This window comes from Frateuria sp., from assembly GCF_035944355.1.
GTDB lineage: Bacteria > Pseudomonadota > Gammaproteobacteria > Xanthomonadales > Rhodanobacteraceae > Frateuria_A.
In genome coordinates this window covers 140,521-164,464 of the sequence record NZ_DASZBH010000012.1, presented here as the reverse complement: position 1 = coordinate 164,464, position 23,944 = coordinate 140,521, and the positions used below count along the sequence as shown (strand labels likewise).

The 23,944-nt window shown below is 70.0% G+C and carries 20 protein-coding genes; 7 read left to right on the top strand and 13 right to left on the bottom strand.

Annotated elements, in window-relative coordinates; all coding sequences use genetic code 11:
- Positions 1-7: 7 nt before the first annotated feature.
- From VGU03_RS09670 to VGU03_RS09650, 5 genes are all read right to left on the bottom strand, one after another.
- Positions 8-199, bottom strand: coding sequence for a hypothetical protein (locus tag VGU03_RS09670; protein WP_327480170.1), 192 nt, complete (start codon positions 197-199; stop codon positions 8-10).
- A gap of 270 nt (positions 200-469) precedes the next feature.
- On the bottom strand, positions 470-1,375 hold the full coding sequence (cyoE, locus tag VGU03_RS09665; RefSeq protein WP_327480169.1) for a heme o synthase: 906 nt from the start codon (positions 1,373-1,375) through the stop codon (positions 470-472).
- Entirely contained in the window at positions 1,372-2,526 is a 1,155-nt protein-coding gene (locus VGU03_RS09660) for a COX15/CtaA family protein (RefSeq protein ID WP_327480299.1), read from the bottom strand. The genes cyoE and VGU03_RS09660 overlap by 4 nt, the downstream gene beginning before the upstream one ends.
- Positions 2,527-2,612: 86 nt before the next feature.
- Positions 2,613-3,188 (bottom strand): hypothetical protein, encoded by a 576-nt coding sequence (locus VGU03_RS09655; RefSeq protein WP_327480168.1) that lies wholly within the window; start codon positions 3,186-3,188, stop codon positions 2,613-2,615.
- Positions 3,185-3,925: an SURF1 family protein gene (locus VGU03_RS09650; RefSeq protein ID WP_327480167.1), complete on the bottom strand. Its 741-nt coding sequence runs from the start codon at positions 3,923-3,925 to the stop codon at positions 3,185-3,187. Before VGU03_RS09650 ends, VGU03_RS09655 begins: the two co-directional genes overlap by 4 nt.
- Before the next feature lie 59 nt (positions 3,926-3,984).
- Here VGU03_RS09650 and VGU03_RS09645 point away from each other — a divergent pair, with 59 nt between their 5' ends.
- Complete coding sequence (locus VGU03_RS09645) at positions 3,985-4,200, top strand: twin transmembrane helix small protein (protein WP_327480166.1); 216 nt, start codon at positions 3,985-3,987, stop codon at positions 4,198-4,200.
- A gap of 134 nt (positions 4,201-4,334) precedes the next feature.
- Here the strand turns inward: VGU03_RS09645 and VGU03_RS09640 are convergent, their stop codons facing one another.
- The 5 genes from VGU03_RS09640 to VGU03_RS09620 form a co-directional block, all read right to left on the bottom strand.
- A complete protein-coding gene (locus VGU03_RS09640) occupies positions 4,335-5,222 on the bottom strand; it encodes a cytochrome c oxidase subunit 3 (protein WP_327480165.1) in 888 nt (295 codons plus the stop codon).
- A gap of 101 nt (positions 5,223-5,323) precedes the next feature.
- Positions 5,324-5,542, bottom strand: coding sequence for a hypothetical protein (locus VGU03_RS09635; RefSeq protein ID WP_327480164.1), 219 nt, complete (start codon positions 5,540-5,542; stop codon positions 5,324-5,326).
- Positions 5,505-7,121: a cytochrome c oxidase subunit I gene (ctaD, locus tag VGU03_RS09630; protein WP_327480163.1), complete on the bottom strand. Its 1,617-nt coding sequence runs from the start codon at positions 7,119-7,121 to the stop codon at positions 5,505-5,507. The genes VGU03_RS09635 and ctaD overlap by 38 nt, the downstream gene beginning before the upstream one ends.
- 56 nt (positions 7,122-7,177) lie before the next feature.
- A complete protein-coding gene (gene coxB / locus VGU03_RS09625; RefSeq protein WP_327480162.1) occupies positions 7,178-8,143 on the bottom strand; it encodes a cytochrome c oxidase subunit II in 966 nt (321 codons plus the stop codon).
- A gap of 20 nt (positions 8,144-8,163) precedes the next feature.
- Positions 8,164-8,604: a DUF2244 domain-containing protein gene (locus VGU03_RS09620; protein WP_327480298.1), complete on the bottom strand. Its 441-nt coding sequence runs from the start codon at positions 8,602-8,604 to the stop codon at positions 8,164-8,166.
- 349 nt (positions 8,605-8,953) lie between these two features.
- Here VGU03_RS09620 and putA point away from each other — a divergent pair, with 349 nt between their 5' ends.
- The 3 genes from putA to VGU03_RS09605 all read left to right on the top strand — a co-directional run bounded on the left by putA (position 8,954) and on the right by VGU03_RS09605 (position 14,030).
- Positions 8,954-12,109 (top strand): bifunctional proline dehydrogenase/L-glutamate gamma-semialdehyde dehydrogenase PutA, encoded by a 3,156-nt coding sequence (gene putA / locus VGU03_RS09615; protein ID WP_327480161.1) that lies wholly within the window; start codon positions 8,954-8,956, stop codon positions 12,107-12,109.
- Between the two features lie 97 nt (positions 12,110-12,206).
- A complete protein-coding gene (locus VGU03_RS09610; RefSeq protein ID WP_327480160.1) occupies positions 12,207-13,616 on the top strand; it encodes an aldehyde dehydrogenase family protein in 1,410 nt (469 codons plus the stop codon).
- 81 nt (positions 13,617-13,697) lie between these two features.
- A complete protein-coding gene (locus tag VGU03_RS09605; RefSeq protein WP_327480159.1) occupies positions 13,698-14,030 on the top strand; it encodes a hypothetical protein in 333 nt (110 codons plus the stop codon).
- 55 nt (positions 14,031-14,085) lie between these two features.
- Here the strand turns inward: VGU03_RS09605 and VGU03_RS09600 are convergent, their stop codons facing one another.
- Positions 14,086-15,606: an OmpP1/FadL family transporter gene (locus VGU03_RS09600; protein ID WP_327480158.1), complete on the bottom strand. Its 1,521-nt coding sequence runs from the start codon at positions 15,604-15,606 to the stop codon at positions 14,086-14,088.
- A 199-nt stretch (positions 15,607-15,805) separates the two neighbouring features.
- On the opposite strand from VGU03_RS09600, the gene VGU03_RS09595 reads away from it, so the two are divergent.
- Positions 15,806-16,093, top strand: coding sequence for a YcgL domain-containing protein (locus tag VGU03_RS09595; protein ID WP_327480157.1), 288 nt, complete (start codon positions 15,806-15,808; stop codon positions 16,091-16,093).
- Between the two features lie 63 nt (positions 16,094-16,156).
- Positions 16,157-19,597: an ankyrin repeat domain-containing protein gene (locus tag VGU03_RS09590; RefSeq protein ID WP_327480156.1), complete on the top strand. Its 3,441-nt coding sequence runs from the start codon at positions 16,157-16,159 to the stop codon at positions 19,595-19,597.
- Between the two features lie 203 nt (positions 19,598-19,800).
- Here VGU03_RS09590 and VGU03_RS09585 read toward each other — a convergent pair whose 3' ends face one another.
- Together VGU03_RS09585 and hemB are read right to left on the bottom strand one after the other, a co-directional pair.
- Positions 19,801-21,606 (bottom strand): monovalent cation:proton antiporter-2 (CPA2) family protein, encoded by a 1,806-nt coding sequence (locus tag VGU03_RS09585; protein WP_327480155.1) that lies wholly within the window; start codon positions 21,604-21,606, stop codon positions 19,801-19,803.
- A gap of 109 nt (positions 21,607-21,715) precedes the next feature.
- The gene (gene hemB, locus VGU03_RS09580; protein ID WP_327480154.1) at positions 21,716-22,708 is read right to left on the bottom strand and encodes a porphobilinogen synthase; all 993 of its coding nucleotides are present in this window, start codon (positions 22,706-22,708) and stop codon (positions 21,716-21,718) included.
- A gap of 191 nt (positions 22,709-22,899) precedes the next feature.
- Here hemB and glk point away from each other — a divergent pair, with 191 nt between their 5' ends.
- On the top strand, positions 22,900-23,916 hold the full coding sequence (glk, locus tag VGU03_RS09575) for a glucokinase (protein WP_327480153.1): 1,017 nt from the start codon (positions 22,900-22,902) through the stop codon (positions 23,914-23,916).
- The last annotated feature ends 28 nt before the right edge of the window (positions 23,917-23,944 follow it).

Here is a 23,944-nt window from a genome sequence, read left to right as displayed (position 1 = left end):
CGAAGAATCATGCGTTGGCCACCCGCGGCAGCGACGGGCCGGCCGGCGCCTGCACGACCGGGCGGCGCAACTCGACCACGTTGCTCGCCGGCAGTGGCGCCGGCACGGTGACGGTGTAGGCCTGCGGCACGCGGCGCCCACGGCCGGCGGCCAGTCGGCGCAGCGCGCGCCACCAGAAAGGATTGCGAAGGAGTTTCATGGCCTGCTCCTCGAAACGGTGCCCGCGGCACCCTTCGGGATCAGGCCGGGCTTCCCTAGTCGAGGAAAGCGCCGGCCGACCGCAGGCGGTCGCCGCAGACGATCAGCTTGTAATGCGACGCCGGCACCCGATGCTCGCGGATGTCGACGTTGCGACTAGGGTAGACGTCCATATGCCTTGGAAGGTCTTGGGGAATGCCGCGGCGCAAGCGCGCCGGTGGGCGCGCGCATTGTGGTCATGGAGCGGGCTCGTGTCAAGCGCGCAGCGGCTTCACGTCGTGTGCTGCAGTACGAAGCCCGCATCCTGCACGGGCGCGAGCAGCCAGTGGTCGGCCAGCAGGAAGGCGAACAGCGCCATCAGGTACACGATCGAGTACTTGAACACGCGCATGGCGAAAAACTCGTCCGGCGGATTGAGCAGGCGCACGGCGTAGTAGAGGAAGCCGCCGCCGAGCACCATGGCGCCGCCCAGATAGACCGCGCCGCTGAAGCCGGTCAGCGCGGGCAGCAGCGTCACCAGCACCAGCAGCACCGTGTAGAACAGCACGTGCCAGCGCGTGTAGGCGACGCCGTGGGTGACCGGCAGCATCGGGATCTGCGCACGCGCGTAGTCGTCCCGCCGGAAGATCGCCAGCGCCCAGAAATGGGGCGGGGTCCAGACGAAGATGATCAGGCACAGTTGCAACGCGAAGGCGTGCAGCTGCCCGGTCACCGCGGTCCAGCCCAGCACCGGCGGGATCGCGCCGGCCAGGCCGCCGATCACGATGTTCTGCGGCGTGGCGCGCTTGAGATAGGCGGTGTACACCAGCGCGTAGCCGATCAGCCCGCCGAAGGTGAGCCACGCGGTCAGCGGATTGACCAGCAGCGCCAGCACCAGCATCGAGACGACCCCCAGTGCGATGGCGAAAACCAGTACCTGGCGAGGCTTCAGCGCACCGGTGGCCAGCGGCCTGCGCGCGGTGCGGGCCATGAGCTTGTCGATGCGCTCGTCGATCAGATGATTGAACGCGGCGGCCGAGCCGGACGCCATCCAGATGCCGAGCGTGCCGAATACCAGCGCGCGCCACGGCGGGATGCCCGGCACCGCCAGGAACATGCCGATCACCGAACAGAACACCAGCAGCGCGACCACGCGCGGCTTGGTCAGTTGCAGGTATTCGCGCAGATGCGCGCTCATCGCGGGAGCTCCACGGATGCCGATGCCGCATCATCCGTGCGCGGCTGCGTGCGTGCCAGTGTCGCCAGCAGCGTGAACAGCAGCAATGCGGCCACGCCGTTGTGGGCCGTGGCGACCGGCAACGGCAGGCCGAAGTGCACATTGCTGATGCCAAGCAGGACCTGCGCGAGGAGCACCACGCCGATCGCCACGCCTGCCAGGCGCAAGCCGCGCCGGGCAAGGCGATGTCCCAGCCACAGGAGATAGGCGAACACCACCAGCGCACCGATGCGGTGCGCGATCTGGATCGCGCTGCGCGCCGCCATGTCCAGCACGCCGCCCTCGTAGTTCACGCCGATGCCACGCCAGAGCACGAAGCCTTGCTTGAAGTCGGTCGGCGGCGCCCATTGCCCGAGGCATTTGGGGAACGCGTCGGGACCGGTGCCGCAGGCGAGCGCGGCATAGTTGGACGAAGTCCAGCCGCCGAGCGCGATCTGGCACGCCAGCAGCACGATGCCCAGCGCGATCCATCGGCGCAGGGACGCATGGCGTGCGTCCGGCGCGCCGACGCCGGCCAGCCGCAGCGCGACGTAGGCAAGCAGCGCGAAGGTGGTGATGCCGCCCAGGAGGTGGCCCATCACCACGATGGGCTTGAGCAGCAGCGTCACCGTCCACATGCCCAGCATGGCCTGGAAGATGATCACCGCAAGCGCCAGCACGGCCAGCCGCCAGGCGCCGGGACGCGGAAGACCGGCCGCCGCCGCCAGCGGCAGCGCGATGGCGATCACCGCCAGCAGCGAGGACCATGCATGCTCGCCGTGCATGTACAGGCTCACCCCGCCGGCCGCGAACACGGCGCCCAGCACCACGGCCAGTCGCGCCCGGCGTGGTCGCCAGGCGGCAAGCAAGGCCAGGGCCAGCACCAGGACGCCCAGCGTGCCCGCGAGGAAGCGATGCACTTGCTCGCGCCAGGCCTTGGTGGCCTCGTACGGCCGGTCCGGGAAAGCCGCATCGGCGCGTGCCACCGCCTGCTCGTGATGCGGCCAGGTCACCTGTCCGTAGCAGGTGGGCCAGTCCGGACAGGACAGCCCCGCATTGGACAGCCGCACGAACGCGCCGAACATAACCACGCCGAAGGCGAACACCGCCGCGCCCAGCGCCAGCCAGCGCATGATCCGGCGCAGCTTGCGCGCACCCGCCTCGCTGGAAGCGCCGGCATGGGCACCCACGTTCGCCTGCATCGTCTTGTCGTGCGCGCTCATTTGACCACCTTGATCACGTCCCGCATCAGGCCGGTGCCGTCGAAGCCTGCCGGATAGAAAGCCAGGGCCGTTCCGTCGGATTCGACCAGCAGCGCGCTCACGCTGTCGGCCTTGGCCGGGCGGAAGGCCGCCAGCTTGCCCGCGTCGTCGCGCCCGAACGTCCAGTACGTCTTCACCGCCGCCAGCTGCGAAGCATCGGCCGGCGGCTCGCCCAGATACAGGAGCCGCAGGCGCTGCTGGTTGCGGTTGAGCATGACCCAGGCCTTGGCCATGCCGCTCAGCGCATCGAAGCAGCGCGCAGCGCAGCCGGGTCCGGCCAGCGCGACCAGCGTCATGCGCGGCTGGCCCGGATCGCGCCAGGAGTAGTCGCCGCCGCCGGCCAGGCTCACGCGCAGATGCTCGTCGACGAAGTTGCGCTGGGGCTGGACCGGCCGACCGTAGCCCTTCCCGCCGGGCTGCCACCCGGCGAAGGTGAGCAGGCCGGCGGCGATCATCGGCGCGGCGAAGACGGCCGCGATGGCCAGGAGCTTGAGGCGGGCGGCCTTGGGCGCGGATGGCGCAGGTGTACTCATCGGTTGTCCGTGCGTCGGGGGCGGCGCTTGCGGTGCAGGATCGCGAAGATCACCCACACCGCCACCGCAAAGCTGAACCATTGAAAGGCGTAGGCCCGATGCCGCGCCGGCGGCATCGAGGAGAAATCGAACGCATGCGCGCGCTGGTAGATCGACGCCGGATCGGCATCGAGCGCGAGCACACGCGGATAGAGCGGACGTCCCAGATCCCTGGCCACCTGCGCCAGGTCGAGGTAGATGGTGGTCTTGGGCCAGTGCGGCTGGCTGGCCAGCGCGTCGCCGCCCAGTTCCAGGCCGACGCCCGGTGGCGGCAGATAGAGTCCGTGCAGGCGCACGTCGCCCTGCGGCAACGGCGGCAGTTGCGGCGCCTTGTCGTTGCCGGTGCCAGGCAGGAAGCCCAGATCCACCAGCAGCAGTCGGGGCTGTCCCGCCAGTTCCAGCGGCACATAGGCCTCGACCCCGCCCCGCGCGTCGTGGCGGGGATTGTCCAGCAGGTAGATACGGTCGCCCAGATAGCGGCCCGTCACCGACACCCGCGGAAAGGCGTCGGCCGGCGGCGCCGCGGCCACCTGCCCGAAGGGCGCCGGCGCGGCGGCCGCCGCGCCGGCATAACGCCGCACCAGGCTCTCCTTGTAGTCGGCCCGGTGCAACTGCCACACGCCCAGACGCACGAACAGCGCGGCCGCAGCCACGCTCAGCAGCACGCTCCACCAGGACGGCCTGCGCCAACGTGTCACGCGGAGGCCTCGGCGGCCATGGCTATACTGCCGGCTCGGAAGTCGTTCGGACCGCTCACGTGGAAACCATCTACAAAATCGCGCTGGTGATCATGTTCCTGATCGTGGTGTTCAACCTCGGCCAGGCGCTCTATTTCATGATGACCGACAAGGGCGGCAGCAAACGCACCGCCTGGGCGCTGACCCGGCGCATCGGCCTGTCGATCGTGCTGATCGCCATGATCATGCTGGGCATCTGGATGGGCTGGCTGCAGCCCCACGGCGTCGGCCGCTAATTGTAGCCGGCGGCGCCGGCCGGGGTCGCGAGCGCGACATTTAGTGCACGGCCGCCCACATCGCCCCTGATCCGGCGTCCAAATAAAAAGCCCGCCATTCGGCGGGCTTTTTGTTCTGCGGAGCCTGGTGTCGCTCAGAGGATGTAGACGAACATGAACAGGCCCAGCCAGACCACGTCCACGAAGTGCCAGTACCACGCCACCGCCTCGAAACCGAAGTGATGCTCCGGCGTGAAGTGGCCCTTGAGCACGCGCAGCCAGATGACCGCCAGCATGATCGTGCCCAGCGTCACGTGCAGGCCGTGGAAGCCGGTCAGCATGAAGAAGGTCGAGCCGTACACGCCGGTGTGCAGGGTGAGGTTGAGCTCCTTGTAGGCCTCGATGTACTCGTGCGCCTGGGCATACACGAAGGTGGCACCCAGCAGCACGGTCAGCCCAAGGAACACCAGAACCTTGCCGCGATGGCCGGCCTTGAGCGCATGGTGGGCGATGGTCACGGTGACGCTGGAGGTGAGCAGGATCAGCGTGTTCAGCAGCGGCAGGCCCCACGGCGTCACCGTCTGGAAGTTGCCGCCGATGTTGGCCGGGCCGTTGCCGCCGCCGGCGCCCCACGCCGCGGCGTAGTCGTTCCACAGGAACTGGTGGGTCAGCACGCCATGGCCCTCGCCGCCCAGCCACGGCACCGAGAACATGCGGGTGTAGAACAGCGCGCCGAAGAAGGCCGCGAAGAACATCACCTCGGAGAAGATGAACCACATCATGCCCATGCGGAAGGAGCGGTCCACCTGGGCGTCGTAGCGGCCGGCCAGCGATTCATGGATCACCGAACGGAACCAGCCGAAGAACATCAGCAGGATGCCGATGAAACCGATGGTGATGACCGTCTTGCCGAAGCCCGCTTCGCCTGGCGCGGCATTCAACCAATGCGCGGCACCGAGTACGGTGATGAACATGACCACCGCGGCCACGATCGGCCACTGGCTCTTGGCCGGTACGAAGTAAGCGCCTTGCTGCTGACCCATGAGTGATCCCCGTGGATATCTCTTGATTTGCTTCCATCCCCGTCATGCCACACGGGGAACTGCTGACCGGCGCGCCGCGACGCGCCGGGGAAAACTCTTAACTAGCCGATCTTGAGCATGCTCAGGATCGAGAGCAGGAAAAACGCCACCGCGATCGTTCCGGCGATCCAGAGCGTGCGCCGCACGCCTGTCCGGTACGACGGCTCCCGGCCTCTTGCCTGCCCGTTCATCGTTTCGCGTCCGCCCGACACACCCGCCGCCAGGACGGGTGTGCCCGTTGCATCAGTCATCGACGTGGCCGTGGGCCAGTTCTTCATCATGGATCACCGGCGGCAGCGCGAAGGTGTGGTGCGGGGCCGGCGAAGGCACCGTCCACTCCAGGCCGCGCGCGCCTTCCCACACCCGGTCGGACGCCTTCTTCTTGGAGAAGAACACCGCGTGGATGATCACGCCGAGGAAGATCAGCTGCGAGGCGCCGAACAGGAAGCCGCCGATCGAACTGATCATGTTGAAGTTGGCGAAGGCCACGTTGTAGTCCGGGATGCGGCGCGGCATGCCGGCCAGGCCCAGGAAGTGCTGCGGGAAGAACAGCACGTTCACCCACACCACCGAGTTCCAGAAGTGCATCTTGCCCCAGAACTCCGAGTACATGTGGCCGCACCACTTGGGCAGCCAGTAATAGGTGCCGGATATGATCGCGAACGCGGCGCCGGTCACCAGCACATAGTGGAAATGCGCCACCACGAAGTAGGTGTCGTGGTACTGGAAGTCCGCCGGCACCAGCGCCAGCATCAGGCCGGAGAAGCCGCCGATGGTGAACAGGATGACGAACGCGATGGCGAACAGCATCGGCGTCTCGAACGTCAGCGAGCCGCCCCACATCGTGGACACCCAGTTGAACACCTTCACGCCGGTAGGCACCGCGATCAGCATGGTGGCGTACATGAAGAAGATCTCGGCGCCCAGCGGCAGGCCCACCGCGAACATGTGGTGCGCCCACACGATGAACGACAGGAAGGCGATCGAGGCGATCGCGAACACCATCGCCTTATAGCCGAAGATCGGCTTGCGCGAGAACGTCGGGATCACTTCCGAGATGATCCCGAACGCCGGCAGGATCATGATGTACACCTCGGGGTGGCCGAAGAACCAGAACACGTGCTGGTACAGCACCGGATCGCCGCCGCCGGCGGCGTTGAAGAAGCTGGTGCCGAAGAACTTGTCGGTCAACAGCATGGTGACCGCACCGGCCAGCACCGGCATCACCGCGATCAGCAGGAACGCGGTGATCAGCCAGCTCCACACGAACACCGGCATCTTCAGCAGGTCCATGCCCGGGGCGCGCATGTTGAGGATGGTCGCGATGATGTTGATCGCACCCATGATCGAGCTGATGCCCATCAGGTGGATGGCGAACACCACGTAGGGCAGCGAATCGCTCTGCAGCGACAGCGGCGGATACATGGTCCAGCCGCCGGCCGGGCCGCCACCCGGCATGAACAGCGTGGACAGCATCAGCGCGAAGGCGAACGGCAGGATCCAGAACGAGAGGTTGTTCATGCGCGGCAGCGCCATGTCCGGCGCGCCGACCATCAACGGGATCATCCAGTTACCCAGGCCCACGAAGGCCGGCATGATCGCGCCGAAGATCATCACCAGCGCATGCATGGTGGTCATCTCGTTGAAGAAGTACGGCTGCACCAGCTGCATGCCCGGCTTGAACAGCTCGGCGCGGATCACCATCGCGAAGCTGCCGCCGATGAAGAACATCGTCAGCGAGAAGATCAGGTACAGCGTGCCGATGTCCTTGTGGTTCGTGGACATGAACCAGCGCGTGAAGAAGTTCGACGGCGCACCGTGGTGCTCGTCGTGGTGATCGTGGGTGGCTGCGTGGGCCATGGCCTTGCACCTCTACCTAATGCGAATACTTGGAAAGCGGATGGACGTGCGGAGCCTTAGCCCTGCTTGCCCGCGGTCTTTGCAGCCGGGATGGCCGGCGCCGCGGCGGTCGACGCCTTCGCGGGCGTCGGCGAGGCCGGCGTCGCGGGCGTGGCCGGCGGCGCCTTGGTGGCGGCCTCCTGCTGCGCCAGCCAGCGGGCGAACTCGGCCTTCGGCAGCGCCTTCACCACGATCGGCATGAAGCCGTGGTCCTGGCCGCAGAGCTCGGCGCACTGGCCGCGGTAGGTGCCGGGCACCTTGATGTTGGTCCAGGCCGCGTTGACGATGCCCGGGATGGCGTCCATCTTCCAGCCCAGCGCCGGCACCCACCAGGAGTGGATCACGTCGCTGGCGGTGATGACGAAGCGGATCTTGGTGTCGACCGGAACCACCAGCGGCTTGTCCACGTTGAGCAGGTAGGTGTTCTCGTCACCGACCTTGACCGCGCGCGGATCCAGACCCGAATCGAGCTGGCGGGTCTCGTTGCTCTGCTCGTCGAGCTTGGACATGAAGCCGACCTTGTCGATCGCCTTGCCTTGGTAGTCGACGTAGTCGTAGCGCCACTTCCACTGGTAGCCGGTGACCTTGACGGTCATCTGCGAGCCGGTGGTGTCGGCGAAGGAGGTCAGGCCGCCGGTGGCCATCCACGCCAGGATGATCAGGATGATCACCGGGATGGTGGTCCACACCACTTCGAGCATGGTGTTGTGCGACCACTTCTCCGCCACCGCGCCCCGCGATTTGCGGAAGCGGAACATGGCGATGAACATCGCGCCGAACACCAGGACGCCGATCACGATGCAAACGCCGAGTGCGACGTTGTTGAGGAAGTAAGGCTCGGACGACCACTCGGTCACGCCGCGGGTCATGTTGAGCTGGCCCGGCTGGGGATTGGCCAAAGCCGTACTGACCCACGCCGTCCCGCCGAACAGCGCACAGGCCGCTGCCGCCCATGCCTTGAACCTGATGCCGCCAGATGTCATGTCCTGCACCTTTGTTGTAGCTACCTGCACGGCTGGCCTTGCACGTCGGCCAGCAGCACCTTGAGTTTCCCAGCCACCTCGGCGCGTTCCTCCTCGGCGAGGAAGGCCCCGATCTCCAGTTCGCGTCCATGCGACCCCAGCAGCAGACGGTCGTGCCCATTGCCTGGCGCCAGCCGCACGCGCACCCAGTAGGACTGGAAGCAGGCGCGGCGTCGCCCGGGCAGCGAGCGCACTTCCAGCGACGAGGCGTCGAGGGTGATGCGTTCGCTGCGGTCACCCGCGCGCCAGGCCTGCCTCAGGGCAAGGGCCATCGCGCAGGACTCGACCAGGGCAAACAGCGGAGCGAACACATTCCCCTGCCACGCGCCCAGCCCGGCCGTCGTCAGCGCCAAGGCCGCCAGAACCACGATCAAGCGACGCAGTCCGCGTCGGCTGAGTGCGCGATTGGGCCGTAGCCACATCGTCACGCACGGCAGGCCGGCGGCGGCTGGTCGAAGCACGATCATGGGGATCCGGCGTGCCTGGAACAGCGGAATGATAGGCCGCCGCATCGCAAAGTGGCAAGAATGTCGCACTCGGCTGACCTGGATCGTGGCGCGGGGAAACGCGCGGCAGCGGCCGGTGGACGCCCAACCGCGCGGTGCGCAATGCATGGTTGCCGCTGCGGCCACCGGTCGTTTCCGGCCGGACCAGCCGCGGCGGAAGCGCATCGCTCCGGGGCGTGCCGCCACACACGGATGCGTGCGCCTGCATGCGGGGCGTACAATCGCGGGCTCCCCGCCGCGCCTGCGGTTCCCGACGAAACATCCCGTGATCGAACCCATTCTCAGCCCCGAACTCCCCGCCGGCGCCGAGCCGGCCCGCGCGCGCATCACCGCGGCCTGGCTGCGCGACGAGACCGAGGCGGTCAACGACCTGCTGACCCAGGCCACGCTGCCCGCCGTCGAGCGCGAGCAGGTGATCGACCTGGCCGCCGACCTGGTCAGCCGCGTGCGCGCCCGCGCCAAGGACCAGAGCGCGGTCGAGTCCTTCATGCGCCAGTACGACCTCTCCTCCGAGGAGGGCGTGCTGCTGATGTGCGTGGCCGAGGCGCTGCTGCGCATCCCGGACAAGATCACCGCCGACAAACTGATCCGCGACAAGCTCGGCGATGCCGACTGGAAGAGGCACCTGGGCCAGAGCGAGTCGCTGTTCGTCAACGCCAGCACCTGGGGCCTGATGCTCACCGGCAAGCTGGTCAACCTGGCCGAGGAAACCCGCCACGACTTCACCGGCGCGCTCAAGCGTCTGGTCGCGCGTGCCGGCGAGCCGGCGATCCGCCTGGCCGTGCGCCAGGCGATGCGCATCATGGGCCACCAGTTCGTGATGGGCCGCAGCATCGACGAGGCGCTGGACCGCTGCGCGAAGAAGGAATACGCGATGTACCGCTATTCCTACGACATGCTGGGCGAGTCCGCGCTCACCGCCGAGACGGCCGAGCGCTACCAGGAGGACTACCGCCGCGCGATCACCCGCATCGGCGCGCGCGGCCCGTTCGCCAACCATACCGACGCGCCGTCGATCTCGGTCAAGCTCTCGGCGCTGCACCCGCGCTACGAGGTGGCCAACCGCGCGAGCGCGCGGCGCGACCTCACCGCCAAGCTGCTCGAGTTGTGCCAGCTCGCGATGAAGCAGGGCATCGCGCTGTCGGTGGACGCCGAGGAGGCCGATCGCCTGGAGCTGTCGCTGGACATCATCGGCGACGTCTTCGCGCATCCCTCGCTGCAGGGCTGGAACGGCTTGGGGATAGTGGTGCAGGCGTATTCGAAGCGCACCCCGTTCGTGATCGACTGGCTGATCGAGACCGCACGCGCGACCGGCCGGCGCTGGTACGTGCGCCTGGTCAAGGGCGCCTACTGGGACGCCGAGATCAAGCGCGCGCAGGAGAACGGCCTCGCCGGCTACCCGGTCTACACGCGCAAGCCGAACACCGACGTCTCGTATCTGGCTTGCGCGCGCAAGCTGTTCGACGCCGGCGTGGAGCTGATCTACCCGCAGTTCGCCACGCACAACGCGCACACCATCGCGGCCGTGCACCACCTCTCCAAGGGCAGGCCGTTCGAGTACCAGCGCCTGCACGGCATGGGCACCGACCTCTACGCCGAGGTGATCGGCCCGCAGAACTTGGACGTGCCCTGCCGCGTCTATGCGCCGGTCGGCACGCACGAGGACCTGCTGCCCTACCTGGTACGCCGCCTGCTCGAGAACGGCGCCAACACCAGTTTCGTCAACCGCGTGGTGGACGAGAGCCTGCCGGTGCGCGAACTGGTGGCCGATCCTTGCGAAACGGTGCGCAGCTTCGCCTCCATCCCCCACCCGCGCATCCCCCTGCCCGTCAACCTGTACGGCGAACTTCGGAAGAACTCCATGGGCGTGAACTTCTCCAACGACAACGAACTCCGCTCCCTCGCCGCAGCGGTCAACGGCCACGCCGGTCCGTGGCAGGCCACGCCGCTGGTGCCGGGCGCGAACGCCGCCGGTGCGAGCGTACAGGTCACCAATCCGGCCGACCGCCGCCAGGTGATCGGCAGCTACGTCGCCGGCGATGCCGCCATGGCCGACCAAGCGCTGGCCAACGCGGCCGCCGCGCAGCCCGGCTGGGATCGCCTGCCGGCCGCCAGCCGCGCCGCCATCCTGGAGCACGCCGCCGACCAGCTCGAGGCACGCCGTGGCGAGTTCATCGCGCTGTGCGTGCGCGAGGCCGGCAAGAGCCTGCCCGACGCGATCGCCGAGATCCGCGAGGCGGCCGACTTCCTGCGCTACTACGCCACCATGGCGCGCCGGTTGTTCGGCCAGCCGGAACAGCTGCCCGGCCCGACCGGCGAGAGCAACCAGCTGTTCTTGAACGGCCGCGGCGTGTTCGTCTGCATCAGCCCGTGGAACTTCCCGCTGGCGATCTTCATCGGCCAGGTCTCCGCCGCGCTCGCCGCCGGCAACGCCGTCATCGCCAAGCCCGCGGAACAGACCTCGCTGATCGGCTACATGGCGGTCAAGCTGCTGCACGAGGCCGGGATCCCTGCCGGCGTGCTGCAGTACCTGCCGGGCGACGGCGCCGTGGTCGGCGCCGCGCTCACCAAGGACCCGCGCGTGGCCGGCGTGGCCTTCACCGGCTCCACCGAGACCGCCTGGGCGATCAACCGCGCGCTCGCCTCGCGCAACGCGCCGATCGCCGCGCTGATCGCCGAGACCGGCGGACAGAACGCGATGATCGCCGACTCCTCCGCCCTGCCCGAGCAGATCGTCAAGGACGTCATCTCCGCCGCCTTCCAGTCCGCCGGCCAGCGCTGCTCGGCCGCGCGCGTGCTGTTCGTGCAGGAGGACATCGCCGACAAGGTGATCGGCATGCTCGCCGGCGCCATGGCCGAGCTCAAGGTCGGCGACCCGGGCCTGCTCTCCACCGACGTCGGCCCGGTGATCGATGCCGACGCGCTGAAGATCCTCGTCGAGCACGCCGCGCGCATGGACAAGGAGGCGAAGAAAATCGCCGAGGTTCCGCTCGATCCGGCGACCACCGGCCACGGCACCTTCTTCGCCCCGCGCGCCTACGAAATTCCTTCACTGCAGACCCTGCAGCGCGAAATCTTCGGCCCCGTGCTGCACGTGATCCGCTGGAAGGCCAGCGAGCTCCCCAACGTGATCGACCAGATCAACGCCACCGGCTACGGCCTCACCCTGGGCATCCACAGCCGCATCGACGACACCGTGCAGTTCATCCAGAGCCGCGCGCGCGTGGGCAACTGCTACGTCAACCGCAACCAGATCGGCGCGGTGGTCGGCGTGCAGCCCTTCGGCGGCGAGGCGCTGTCGGGTACCGGCCCGAAGGCGGGCGGCCCGCACTACCTGCTGCGCTTTGCCGGCGAACGCACGCTCACCATCAACACCACCGCCGCCGGCGGCAACGCCTCGCTGCTGACCATCGGCGAATAGGCAGCGCCAGCGCCCTCTCCCCCCGCCAGGGAGAAGGCGCTCAGATTCCTTGCCCGCGTGCGACGATGAGGTCCCCCACCTCGCCGAACGCACGCCCATGGCCGACACCGCCGCGCTGAACGCCCTCCTGGATCGCCTGCGGGCCGCGCAGGCGCGCGATCCGCTGCCGTCCTGGCGAACCCGCGCCGACCGGCTACGCCGGCTCGCGCGCATGCTCCGCGAACAGCGGACCGCGTTCGCCGAGGCCATCGGTGCCGATTTCGGCCAGCGCCCGGTGGAGGAAACCGAACTGCTCGAGCTGTTCCCCTCGCTTTCGGCGGTCCGCCACGCACTGCGCCACGGCCATCGCTGGATGCGCCCGCGTCATGCGCCGACCGGGCTGGCGTTCCTGCCGGGACGGAATCGACTGCTGCCGCAGCCGCGCGGCGTGGTCGGCATCGTGGTGCCGTGGAACTATCCGCTGTTCCTGGCCGTCGGTCCGCTGGTGGACGCGCTGGTGGCCGGCAATCGCGCGATGGTCAAGATGAGCGAGTACACGCCGCGCTTCTCGGCGCTGTTTGCCGAGCAGGTGGCGCGCAGCTTCGCCGACGACGAGGTGGTGGTGGTCACCGGCGATGCCGCCGTGGCGCAGGCGTTCACCGCCTTGCCGTTCGACCACCTGCTGTTCACCGGCTCGACCGCGGTGGGCCACCAGGTGATGCGCGCGGCTTCGGCCAACCTCACGCCGGTGACGCTGGAACTGGGCGGCAAGTCGCCGGCGATCGTGGGGCCCGGCGCCGATCTTGCGCAGGCGGTCGAACGCATCCTGGTCGGCAAGCTGGTCAACGCCGGGCAGACCTGCATCGCGCCGGACTACGTGCTGTTGCCGCGCGCGCGGGTGGAGGACTTCGTCGCCGCCGCGCGCGCGGCGACGGCCCGGCTCTATCCCGACCTGGCGCGCAACCGCCAGTACGCCAGCCTGGTTTCCGAGCGCCACTTCGCGCGGATGGTGCAATTGCGCGAGGAGGCGGCCGCCGCCGGCGCCCGCGTCGAAGCGCTGGGCGCGGCGAGCGAGGATCCCGCGCGCCGCCTGTTTCCGCCGCAGCTGTTGCTGGACGTGCCGCAGGACGCGGCCGTGATGCGCGAGGAGATCTTCGGGCCGCTGCTGCCGCTCGTCGCCTACGACACGCTGGAGCAGGCGATCGGCTACGTCGCCGCCCGGCCGCACCCGCTGGCGCTGTACCTGTTCGAGCGCGACCGCGCGGCGATCGAGCGGGTATTGCAGGCTACCCAGGCCGGCGGCGTCACGCTCAACGACACGCTCTATCACATCGCCCAGCACGGCCTGCCCTTCGGCGGCGTGGGCGCCTCGGGCATGGGCGGCTACCACGGCAAGGCGGGCTTCGACACGTTCTCGCACATCAAGCCGGTGTTCGCGCAATCGCGCTGGAACGGCGCAGGGCTGCTGCGCCCGCCGTACGGTCCGCGCTTCCGGCGCATGCTGGAATTGTTGCTGCGCCACGGCTAACAGCGCGCCCGCAACCGTGCTTGCACGCGCCGGCGACGGCGCGCTGGCGACACTGCACGCGGATCATTGCAGGAGCCCGCCATGTCCAGATCGCATCTTCCCAGCGACGAGTCCGCCGCAAGTCCGGCGGGCGTCGAAGCCGGCCCGCAGGGCGGCGCAGGTGGTGCCGGCGGCGAGCCCAAGGGCGCGCAACTGAAACCACGCAGCAACGCCTCATCGGCGCCCGGTGAGCAAGCCGATCACCTGCGCCGCGAGCACTCCTCGGACAAGGCGCAGCCGGGCTATCGCGCCCGCCCGGCCGGCCAGAGCGGCATCGGCGAGCAGCCCGATCGCCCCTCGCCGCTGCGCGAGCCGCAGGGCGAGGGCAACTACGTCGCTACCGATCGCGGCGACAAGCCGCTGCGCAACGGCTGACCAGGGACGAAAAAAAACCTCCCCGCTCGCGCGGGGAGGTTCGTGTTGCAGCCGATCAGAACTTGTACTGCGCCGACAGGCTCAGCAGGTTGCCGTAATCGTCGTAGCTGCCGGTGAGCACGTCGCCGGTGCTGCTGGTCGCGCCATTCACGCCGGCGTGGCTGACGAAGATGTGCGCGTACGAGGCGTTGATCTCGAAACGGTCGCTCGCCTTGTAGCCGATGCCGAAGGTCGCCATGCGGCGGGCCGCGTCCGGCACCCGCGGATCGCGGTTGGAGGCGTTCATCGGCGCCTGATCGACCGCCACGCCGGCGCGCAGGGTCAGCTTGTCGGTGGCGTAGTACTCGCCGCCCACCGAGGCGTACCAGGTGTCACGCCAGTTGAACGGCAGCACGGTGGTCGGCTGCGCCGGGTTGGCGTAGGTGAGCGTGAGCTGGCGCATCACGCTCCACTGCGTCCAGGCCAGATCGAAGCCCAGGCCGAACTTCTCCTCCTGGTGCCAGTAGCTCAGGGTGGCGACAGCCGGGTTGGTAAGGCGGGCTTTGCCGGCGGTGCGCTGGAACGGCGGGAGGTTGGCCGCCAGCGCCGGATTGGTCAGCAGCAGGCCATAGCCAGGCGTCGTGGTGAAGTTCGCGGTGCCGTCGATGTCGTGCGTGATGCGCGAGCGGTAGTCCAGCGCCACGCGGTCGTTCGCGGTGGGCTTCCAGTAGGCGCCGGCCTGCCAACCCCAGGCCCAGCTGTTGCCCTTGACCTCGGCCGAACCGTCGGCGCCCACGGGGGTCGCGGCCGCCACGCCGCCGGCGGCGGCCGCGGCGCCCTGCTGCGCCTGCTGCTGGATCTGCTGGATCATCGCGGCGGCCTGCGCCGGCGAGATCTGCCCGGCCGCCACGGCGGCCTGGACCTGCGCGATGGCCGCGGCGGCCTGCGCGGCGGCCTGCGCCGCTATGCCCTGCTGGAGCTTCAGGCCGATGGCGTTGACGTTGACGGCGTTCGTCAGGTCGGCATTGGTGCGTTCGGCGATGGCGCTCGCGCCCACGCTCCACTGGTCGTTGATCTTGAAGGAGGCCGACAGCGTGCTGTCGAACGACTGCAGCTTGGTCTTGATCGCGTCGTAGCGACCCATCCAATCATGGTCGTATTCGGTCTGGAAGCCGAACGGCACGTCCAGGGCGATACCCACGTTGACGCGGTCGCTCACCTTGGTGGCGAAGCTCAGCGCCGGCACCGGCAGCGTGGTGCCGGCATCGCCGCCGTTGCCGCCGCTGATCGGGCGGCCGAGCGCGTCATACGCGCTGCCATTGAACTTGGCGCCAAAGTTGACCGCGGTGACGTCGGCCTGGAAGTAGGTGCCGTCCAGATCGCTCATCGCGGCAGGGTTGTTCGCCACCACCGAGACGTCGCCGCCCGCGGTCGCCGAGCCGGCATAGGCGCGGCCCAGACCCTTGGCGCTGTTTTCCTTCAGCTGGAAGGCACTGGCGTGCGCGCCCTCGGGCAGCGCAAGCGCACCGGCGACGGCAAGGCTCAGTGCGGCCAGCGCGAGGGGCCGGGCTACGCCCGGGACGGAACGAAAAGACATAGGCATTGCTTGCTCCTGCTTATCTTGGACGCGGCTCGGGGTGGCACGGGATCGTCGTCGGCATTTTCATACGCGCGTTTGACGCCCCCGCGCGACACTCTGCCCAGCCATCCAAGGGCTTGCAAGTGCGACCGCAGCATTTGCCGGACACGCTGCTACCCTTCGCGCCCCGCTCTCGCCGCCGCCATCGGAGCCACCCATGCATTGCTTCGTCTACTCCAGCCAGCGCAAACCCGATACCTACGTATGGCTCGCGGCGCGCGACGAATTCGGCGTGATTCCCGAATCGCTCTCGATGCTGCTGGGCGACCTGCGCTTCGTGCTCGAAGTGCAACTGGACGAGCAGCGCCGGTTGCCGCACGAGGACAGCCGCGTCGTGCTCGACCATTTGCGCACGCAGGGCTGGCACCTGCAGCTGCCACCGCAGGAAACGCTCGCCGTGGCCAACCAGGCGCAACGCGCCACGCCGGACGACCGCGACGCCTGATTGCGGCCTCGTGGTTAACGCGACGTTACCGTCTGGCGCTTCGACGCTTCCTATACTCGCGCAATGACTGAGCCCCGATCGCGCCACCGCCCGCCCTCCCTGCTCCGCGGAGCGGCCTGGTTCCTGCCCGGATGGGTCGCCGTGGCGATCGCCGCGCTCGGGGTCCACCCGCTGGCGCTGATTCCGCTGCTGCTGGCCAATGCGCTGACGATGGCGGCGGTCTGCCATGCGATCGGCTTCGACCCCGAACCGCGCTTCGGCCGCACCGTGCTGCGCCGGGGCGCCGCGCATCTGGTGATGTTCACCGGCTACGTGGCGCTGGTGTTCCTGCTGATCGCCTGGCCGATGCTGCTGCTGCACCAGCAGCCCAGCCTCGGCGGCGCGCTGCTGCTGGCTGCCGCGCTGGTGGTGGCGCTGGTGGCGCTGTGGCGCGTGTGGCCGGCATTCGGGCTGGTGTTCGTCTGGGACGATGCCTATCCCGCACAGAGCGACGGCTCCTGGATCTTCACCGCGACCGCGCGCAGCCTCGCCTTCGGGCGCCACCTGGCGCGCGAGGAGCGCTTCTTCAGCCACTTCCTCCCCGCCTCCCTCATGCTGCTGGTGCTGGCCTTCGGCGCCATCGCGCTCACCGGCCTCTACGGCGTATTGCCGACCGAGCTGCGCACCGCTGCGCTGGTGGTCTACGGGCTGGCGGTGCTGCCGCTGGGCTGCCTGCTGATCGCCAACCGCACGCTGCGCGCCCTGCTGTGCGAGCACACGCGCCCGCGCCGCCGCGCCGAGGACGCGCACCTGCCGGCCGACTTCCCGGCGGCAACCCCACCGGTCACGCTCAACGAGGAAGAGCGCGTCGCCGGCGCGCCGGGGCAGGACGCGGCCTTGCTGGCGGCAGCGCGCGAAGGCGACATCGAACGCGCACTGGCCCTGCTCGAAGCCGGCGCCGATCCCAACGCCGCGCCCGCCGCAGGCGAACGTGACCAGCGCCCGGTGCTCATCCTGGCCGCGCTGCTGCCGGACACGCGCCTGCTGCGCGCGCTGATCGCCAAGGGTGCCGACGTCAACCACGCCAGCGGCGGCCTCACCGCGTTGCTCGCGGCCACCCGAGACAGCTGGCATGGCCGCGCCGAAGCGGTGATGACCCTGCTCGCCAACGGCGCCAGCCCGCTCGCCGCCGACGGCGAAGGCAACACGGCGCTGCATGGCGCGGCGCTGAGCGAGGAGCCGATCGTCGCGGCGATGCTGCTGGATGCCGCCGCGCCGGTGAACGCCCTCAACAAGGCCGGCGTCAGCCCGCTCGCCGCCGCCTGCCGCGCGGCCAACTGGCCGCTGGCGAAGTTCCTGCTGGAACACGGCGCCAAGCCCGCGCCCGCCGAAGGCGAGCCCGCGCTGGTCGCCGCCGCCGGCATCGCCGATGACGATCCGGCCGGCGTCAAGCTGCTGCTCAAGCATCGCGCGCCGGTGGACGGCGCCGACGCGCACCAGCGCAGCGCACTGATGGCCGCTGCGGCCGAAGGCCACGAGCAGATCGCCCGCGCCCTGCTCGCCGCCGGCGCGGACCCGAACCTGGCCGACCGCCACGGCTCCACCGCGCTGATGGAAGCGGCGCGCAGCGGCGCCGGCTCGCTGGTGCAGGCCTTGGCCGATGCCCACGCCGATGCCATGGCGCGCGACAACCACGACCGCGACGCGCTGACGCTCGCCTGCCAGTCCCCGCGTGCGCATGCCGGCACCGTGCGCGCGCTGCTCGCGCTGGGCGCCGATCCGAAGCGCACCGGCGGCGACGGCCGCAGCGCGCTCGACCACGCCGCCGCGGCCGGGCGCTGGGACTTGGTCGCACTGCTCGATCCGCAGTCGCCCCTGCCCTCGAGCCTGGACAACGACGGCGAGGAAGACGCCGACACGCCCGTGCGCCTGCTCGAGGCGCTGCGCCAGGGCCAGTGGGCCATCGTCGCCACGTTCGCCGAACGCGCCCGCCAATGGCCGCAGGCGCAACTGGCGCAGCTCTATCTGGACCTGTCCGCGCCCGGCCTGGGCGCCGCACGGCATTGGCTGCTCGAACACGGATTGCCATCCGAGGCGCGCCTGCCGGCTTCGGCCGAAGCCGCTGCCGGGAGCGCGCCGCAGGCGCTTGGGCAGCGCCTGTTCGATGCTTTGCTGGCGCAGCTTCCCGCCGCGACCGAGGCCGTCGACGACCTGCTCAAGGCCGGCGCCTCGCCGGCCGGATGCGGCCTGCTGGCGCAGGCGCTGGCCGCCCTGGGCGACAGCGCGCAGGGGGCCGCCTTGCCGTTGAAGTTGCTGGAAGGCGGCGCCGACCCGTTCGGCGTCGACGCACGCGAGCGCACGCCGCTGCATCTGGCCGCCAGCCACCGCCATGCCGCGCTGCTCGACGCCCTGCTGGCCCGCGGCTGCAACCCCGATGCGCGCGACGGCTGCGGCCGCACGCCGCTGTTCGCGGCCATCGAACACGGCGAAAGCGGGCTGGGGCTGGTACGCGCGCTGATCGCCCACGGTGCCGACGCCGAGGCAGCGGATGCCAACGGCGAAACGCCGCTGGGCTTGGCGCTGGAACACCACGCGATCCAGCACTGGCTCGACTGGGGCGAGTGGCCACGCCCGCGCCGCGCCCTCGCCGCCACGGACCTGCCCGCGGCCACCCGCAGCGGCGCCCTGACCGCCGTCGAGCGCCTGCTGGAACTGGGCTTCGCCGTGGACACGCGCGACGCGCAGGGCGCCACCGCGCTGCTGCATGCCTGCGGCGCCGGCCACCGCGAGATCGCCGAACGCCTGCTCGATGCCGGCGCGGACGCCTCGCTGGCTGCGGACACCGGCGTCACGCCGCTCGCCGCTGCGGTGGGCGCGCGCCGCGATGCCCTGGTGGACCTGCTGCTCGAGCGCGGCGTGGCGGTCGACCAGCGCCTGCCGGGCGAGACCACCGCATTGATGGTCGCCGCGGCGCTCGGCTATCCGGAGATTGTCGAGCGTCTGCTGGCCCACGGTGCCGACATCCACGCGCTGGACGCACGCGGCCGCAACGCCTTGCACGCGGCCGCGCAATTCGGCTTCGAGCACAACGACAGCCTGCGCGTGCGGCGCCTGTTTGATGCGCTGCTCAAGCACGGTGCCGAGGTCAACCACGCCGACGCCGAAGGCAAGACGCCGTTGCTGCTCCTGCTCGGCGCGCAGCTCAAGCCGGGCGCCGCCTGCGACCCCACTCACCTGGCCGCGTTGCTGCCGGTGCTGCTGGACGCCGGCGCGCGGCTGGAACACGCCGACCAGCGCGGCGTCACCGCTCTGCACGCCTGCGCCATGCATGCCCTGCTGCCGGCCGCACGCGTGCTGCTGGCGCGCGGCGCGGATCGCCAGGCTGGCGACGCTTTCGGCCGCACGCCGGCCGACGTCGCCCGCCATCTGGGCCTGGTCGACATCGCCCATGAACTGGCCGCGCGCAGCAACGCCGTGCCCAGCGTGCGGCAGATGCTGCGGCAGCCGGCGCAACCGGCGGAGTGAGCGGCGCACGCCAGGCCAGCCACGCCTGAACTGCGCCGCTGCACCGGCTTCGATCCTTGCCCGTTACGGCAAGGTGCCCGCTGGGCGATGGGGAAGCGAGAGGCTGCCCGGCGTTCCACCCATGAGCGCCTCATCCGCATGTCGGTCCTGCCCCCGCGTTCGCGGGGGAAGGACCCATGCCAGGCCGCGGCATGACGCGAGCGTCAGCCGGGCGTAGAGGGCTCCGGTCCTTCGCGCTCGGCGTCCGCCTCGAACAGCCGCTCCAGGTCGGCCAGCGCCTCGCGCGTGGTCTGCACGATGCGCGCGTCGTCGTCGTAGACTAGGTACTGCCGCCTGAGCAGTTCGGCATCCTGCTGGCGGAAGCGTTCGACCCGCGCGGCGGCCACGTCCGCCGGCGTGCCCAGGGCCTCCAGCGTCATCCGGGTCATCTGCAGGCTGGCGCACAGGGTTTCGCGCACCGGCTCGTCGATGCCCAGGTCCATCAGGCGCCACACGTGCTGGCGGTTGCGCGCCCGGGCGATGACCTTCAGATGCGGATACTGCCGGCGCACCAGCCGCGCCACGCGCAGGCTCGATTCCGGATCGTCGCTGGCCAGCACGAACACCTCGGCCTTGTCCGCCTGCGCGGCGCGCAGCAGCTCCGGCCGCGCCGGGTCGCCGTAGAAGATGTCGTTCCAGCCGCCGAAGCGCTGCACCAGGTCGATCTGCTCCACCGAATGGTCCAGCGCGACGAAGCGGATACCCTGCGCGCGCAGCACGCGCGCCACGATCTGGCCCATGCGGCCGTAGCCGGCGATGATGACCTTGGGGGTCTCGGTCACGATGGTGTCGTACTCGCGCACGGCCTTCTTCGGCCGCGCGCCGAGCAACCGCCCGGTGAACGCCACCAGCAACGGCGTCAGCGCCATCGACAGGGTGATCGCCAGCACCAGCCGGTTGTGCAGTACGCCGCCGAGCACGCGCTGCCCGGCGGCCAGGTTAAGCACCACGAAGGCGAACTCGCCGCCGGAGGCCAGCAGCACGGCCAGCCGCAGAGCCTCGCCGCGGTCGAGCCGGCCGGCCAGCCGTCCCAGCGGCCACAGCAGCACGCCCTTGACCAGCAGCAGTCCGGCGACCAGCGCCAGCACGCGCAGCGGCTCGCTCAGCAGCAGCGAGAGGTCCATCGACATGCCCACGCTGATGAAGAACAAGCCCAGCAGCAGCCCCTTGAACGGCTCCAGATGCGATTCGAGTTCGTGCCGGTACTCCGAATCGGCCAGCAGCACGCCGGCCAGGAACGCGCCCAGCGTGGAGGACAGCCCGACCAACTCCATCAGCCAGGCGGTGCCCATCACCACCAGCAGCGCGGTGGCGGTGGACACCTCCACCGCATCGGCCCTGGCGACGAAGCGGAACACCGGCCGCAGCAGGTAGCGACCACCGACCACCACCGCCACGATCGCGCCCAGCGTGCGCGCCACGCCGGCCAGGTCCACGCCCTGCCCGCCGCTGCTGGCCAGCAGCGGCACCGCGGCGATCAGCGGGATCGCCGCCAGGTCCTGGAACAGCAGGATCGCGAAGGCCTGCCGCCCGTAGGCCCAGCCGGCCTCCTTGCGCTCGGCCAGGATCTGCAGGCCGAACGCGGTGGAAGACAGCGCCAGGCTGCCGCCCACGATCACCGCCGCCGCCCCGCTCAGCCCGAACCAGGCGAAGCCGACCGCACCGATCGCCGCGCCGCAGGCCAGCACCTGCATCAGGCCGGTGCCGAACACCGCGCGGCGCATCACCCACAGGCGCTGCGGCGAGAGCTCCAGCCCGATCACGAACAGCATCAGCACCACGCCGAACTCGGAGATGGTCGCCACGCCGGCGGTGTCGCTGACCAGCCTCAGCACCTGCGGCCCGATCACCACGCCGGCCAGCAGGTAGCCCAGCACCGAGCCCAGGCGGAAGCGCTTGGTCAGGGGTACGGCGATCACCGTCGCCAGCAGGAACACCAGCGCGGTCTGCAGGAAGTGGTGGCTGTCCATGCGCGCTCTCGGCCGAGGGGGAGAGCCGATTATTCCATGCGCCGGAAGCTCATCGCCCCCGCGCGGCCAGACATACCGCGGGGAGGGTTGGCGTGGCGCCCGCGAGCGTTCAATCGCCGCGCAGCCAGCGCGCGGCGTCGATCGCGTAGTAGGTGAGGATGGCGTCGGCGCCGGCGCGCTTGAACGCGGTGAGCGATTCGAGCACCACCGCCTTCTCGTCCAGCCAGCCGTTCTGCGCGGCGGCCTTGAGCATCGCGTACTCGCCGCTCACCTGGTAGACGAAGGTCGGCGCGCCGAAGGCGTCCTTCACGCGGCGCAGCACGTCCAGGTAAGGCATGCCGGGCTTGACCATCACCGCGTCGGCGCCCTCGGCCAGGTCCAGCTCCACCTCGCGCAGCGCCTCGTCGGAGTTGGCCACGTCCATCTGGTAGGTGTGTTTGTTGCCCTTGCCCAGGTTCGCCGCCGAGCCGACCGCGTCGCGGAAGGGGCCGTAGAAGCCGGAGGCGTACTTGGCCGAGTAGGCCAGGATGCGCGTGTGGATGTGCCCGGCGGTTTCCAGCGCATCCCGAATGGTGCCGATGCGGCCGTCCATCATGTCCGAGGGCGCCACGAAATCCATGCCTGCCTCGGCCTGGGCCAGCGACATCTTCACCAGCGCATCGACGGTGGGCTCGTTCATCACGTAGCCGTGCGCGTCGATCAGGCCGTCCTGGCCGTGCGTGGTGTAGGGGTCCAGCGCCACGTCGCCGATCAGGCCGAGCTCGGGGTACTTGGCCTTCAGCGCACGGGTGGCGCGATGCATCAGGTTGTCCGGGTTCCACGCCTCGGCCGCACCCTCGCTCTTGACCGAGGGATCCGGCGAAGGGAACAGCGCCAGCGCCGGGATGCCCAGCCGCACGCACTCGCCGGCGAGCTCGAGCAACTGGTCGATCGACAGCCGCGCCACACCCGGCATCGACGGCACGCTCTGGCGCCGGCCTTCGCCCTCGATCACGAACGCGACCATGATGAGGTCGCTCGGCAGCAAGGTGTGCTCGCGCATCAGCGCGCGGGAGAAGGCATCGCGGCGCATGCGGCGCATGCGGATGGCGGGGAAGGTCATGGACGGTGTCCGGTGCTGCGGAAACCCCTAGTGTACGCCGCGCCATTGCGAGCTCCGGCCGCTGCGGCGTTCCGATCGGGGGCGGGCCGGGCTTCCGGGCGCGGGCGCAAGTAGCCAGCCCAGCCGGTTTCCGATACCTTCCCACGATTGCCGCCGCGCCCGCGACGCTGCGCCCACCGCACAACGACCGCATGAGCTTCGACACCCCATCACCCGTCCTCCTCGCCGACCTCGGCGGCACCAACGTGCGCTTCGCCCTGGCCGACGTCACACGCGCAGAGCCCCTGCTGACCGACAGCGTGCGCCGCTACCGCGTCCGCGACTTCGCCACGCTGGCCGACGCGATCCGCCAGTACTTCGCCGACACCGGCCTGACCGCGCCGTGCGCGGTGATCGCCGCCGCCGGGCGCATCGCCGACGGCGAGACGGTGAAGATCACCAACAACCCGTGGGCGGTCGCCGCGCACGCGTTGCAGGCGGAGCTGGGCATGGATTCGGTGCGGCTGGTCAACGATTTCGCCGCGCAGAGCATGGCCGTGCCGCTGCTGCGGCCGGAGCACCTGCAGGCGGTCGGCGAGCCGCCGCTGCCGCGGCTGGACCGCTGCGACCACCAGACCTTCGTGGTGATGGGGCCGGGCACGGGCCTGGGCGTCGGCGGCCTGCTGCGCCGCGACGGCCATTGCAGCGTGCTGGAAAGCGAGGGCGGACACGCCGGCTTCGCCGCGCACAGCCGCGAGGACATCGAGATCCTGCACCGGCTCAACGAGCGCTTCGGGCGCGTCTCCAACGAGCGGCTGATCTGCGGTGCCGGCCTGGTGAACCTCTACACCGCCTTGGCCGACATCGCCGGCGCGCGAGCGCAGGAGTACGCGCCCGAGGACATCACCGCGCACGCCAGCGCAGGCACCGACCCCCTGTGCGTGCGGACCGTCGAGACGCTCGCCGGCATCTTCGGCTCGGTCGCCGGCGACCTGGTACTGACCCTGGGCGGCTGGGACGGCGTCTTCCTTACCGGCGGCCTGCTGCCGATCCTGCTGCCCTGGCTGCAGCGCGGCGGCTTCCGCCAGCGCTTCGAGGCCAAGGGCCGCTTCAGCGACACCATGCGCCAGGTGCCCACCGTCGCCGTGCTTCACCCGGAACCGGGCCTGCTCGGCGCCGCGGCGCTGGCGGTGATGGATTCCGGCCGCTCGTTGCTGCCGCAGGTGTAGACGCAGGCTGCGCACCCGGCCGGTATTC

Bases quoted from the DNA above. Each gene is read 5' to 3' on its own strand.
- VGU03_RS09670 (WP_327480170.1), bottom strand. From the start codon at position 199: ATGAAACTCCTTCGCAATCCTTTCTGGTGGCGCGCGCTGCGCCGACTG.
- cyoE (WP_327480169.1), bottom strand. From the start codon at position 1,375: ATGAGCGCGCATCTGCGCGAATACCTGCAACTGACCAAGCCGCGCGTG.
- VGU03_RS09660 (WP_327480299.1), bottom strand. From the start codon at position 2,526: ATGCGCTGGCTGGCGCTGGGCGCGGCGGTGTTCGCCTTCGGCGTGGTT.
- VGU03_RS09655 (WP_327480168.1), bottom strand. From the start codon at position 3,188: ATGAGTACACCTGCGCCATCCGCGCCCAAGGCCGCCCGCCTCAAGCTC.
- VGU03_RS09640 (WP_327480165.1), bottom strand. From the start codon at position 5,222: ATGGGTCAGCAGCAAGGCGCTTACTTCGTACCGGCCAAGAGCCAGTGG.
- VGU03_RS09635 (WP_327480164.1), bottom strand. From the start codon at position 5,542: ATGATGAAGAACTGGCCCACGGCCACGTCGATGACTGATGCAACGGGC.
- ctaD (WP_327480163.1), bottom strand. From the start codon at position 7,121: ATGGCCCACGCAGCCACCCACGATCACCACGACGAGCACCACGGTGCG.
- coxB (WP_327480162.1), bottom strand. From the start codon at position 8,143: ATGACATCTGGCGGCATCAGGTTCAAGGCATGGGCGGCAGCGGCCTGT.
- VGU03_RS09620 (WP_327480298.1), bottom strand. From the start codon at position 8,604: ATGTGGCTACGGCCCAATCGCGCACTCAGCCGACGCGGACTGCGTCGC.
- VGU03_RS09610 (WP_327480160.1), top strand. From the start codon at position 12,207: ATGGCCGACACCGCCGCGCTGAACGCCCTCCTGGATCGCCTGCGGGCC.
- VGU03_RS09605 (WP_327480159.1), top strand. From the start codon at position 13,698: ATGTCCAGATCGCATCTTCCCAGCGACGAGTCCGCCGCAAGTCCGGCG.
- VGU03_RS09600 (WP_327480158.1), bottom strand. From the start codon at position 15,606: ATGTCTTTTCGTTCCGTCCCGGGCGTAGCCCGGCCCCTCGCGCTGGCC.
- VGU03_RS09595 (WP_327480157.1), top strand. From the start codon at position 15,806: ATGCATTGCTTCGTCTACTCCAGCCAGCGCAAACCCGATACCTACGTA.
- VGU03_RS09590 (WP_327480156.1), top strand. From the start codon at position 16,157: ATGACTGAGCCCCGATCGCGCCACCGCCCGCCCTCCCTGCTCCGCGGA.
- VGU03_RS09585 (WP_327480155.1), bottom strand. From the start codon at position 21,606: ATGGACAGCCACCACTTCCTGCAGACCGCGCTGGTGTTCCTGCTGGCG.
- hemB (WP_327480154.1), bottom strand. From the start codon at position 22,708: ATGACCTTCCCCGCCATCCGCATGCGCCGCATGCGCCGCGATGCCTTC.
- glk (WP_327480153.1), top strand. From the start codon at position 22,900: ATGAGCTTCGACACCCCATCACCCGTCCTCCTCGCCGACCTCGGCGGC.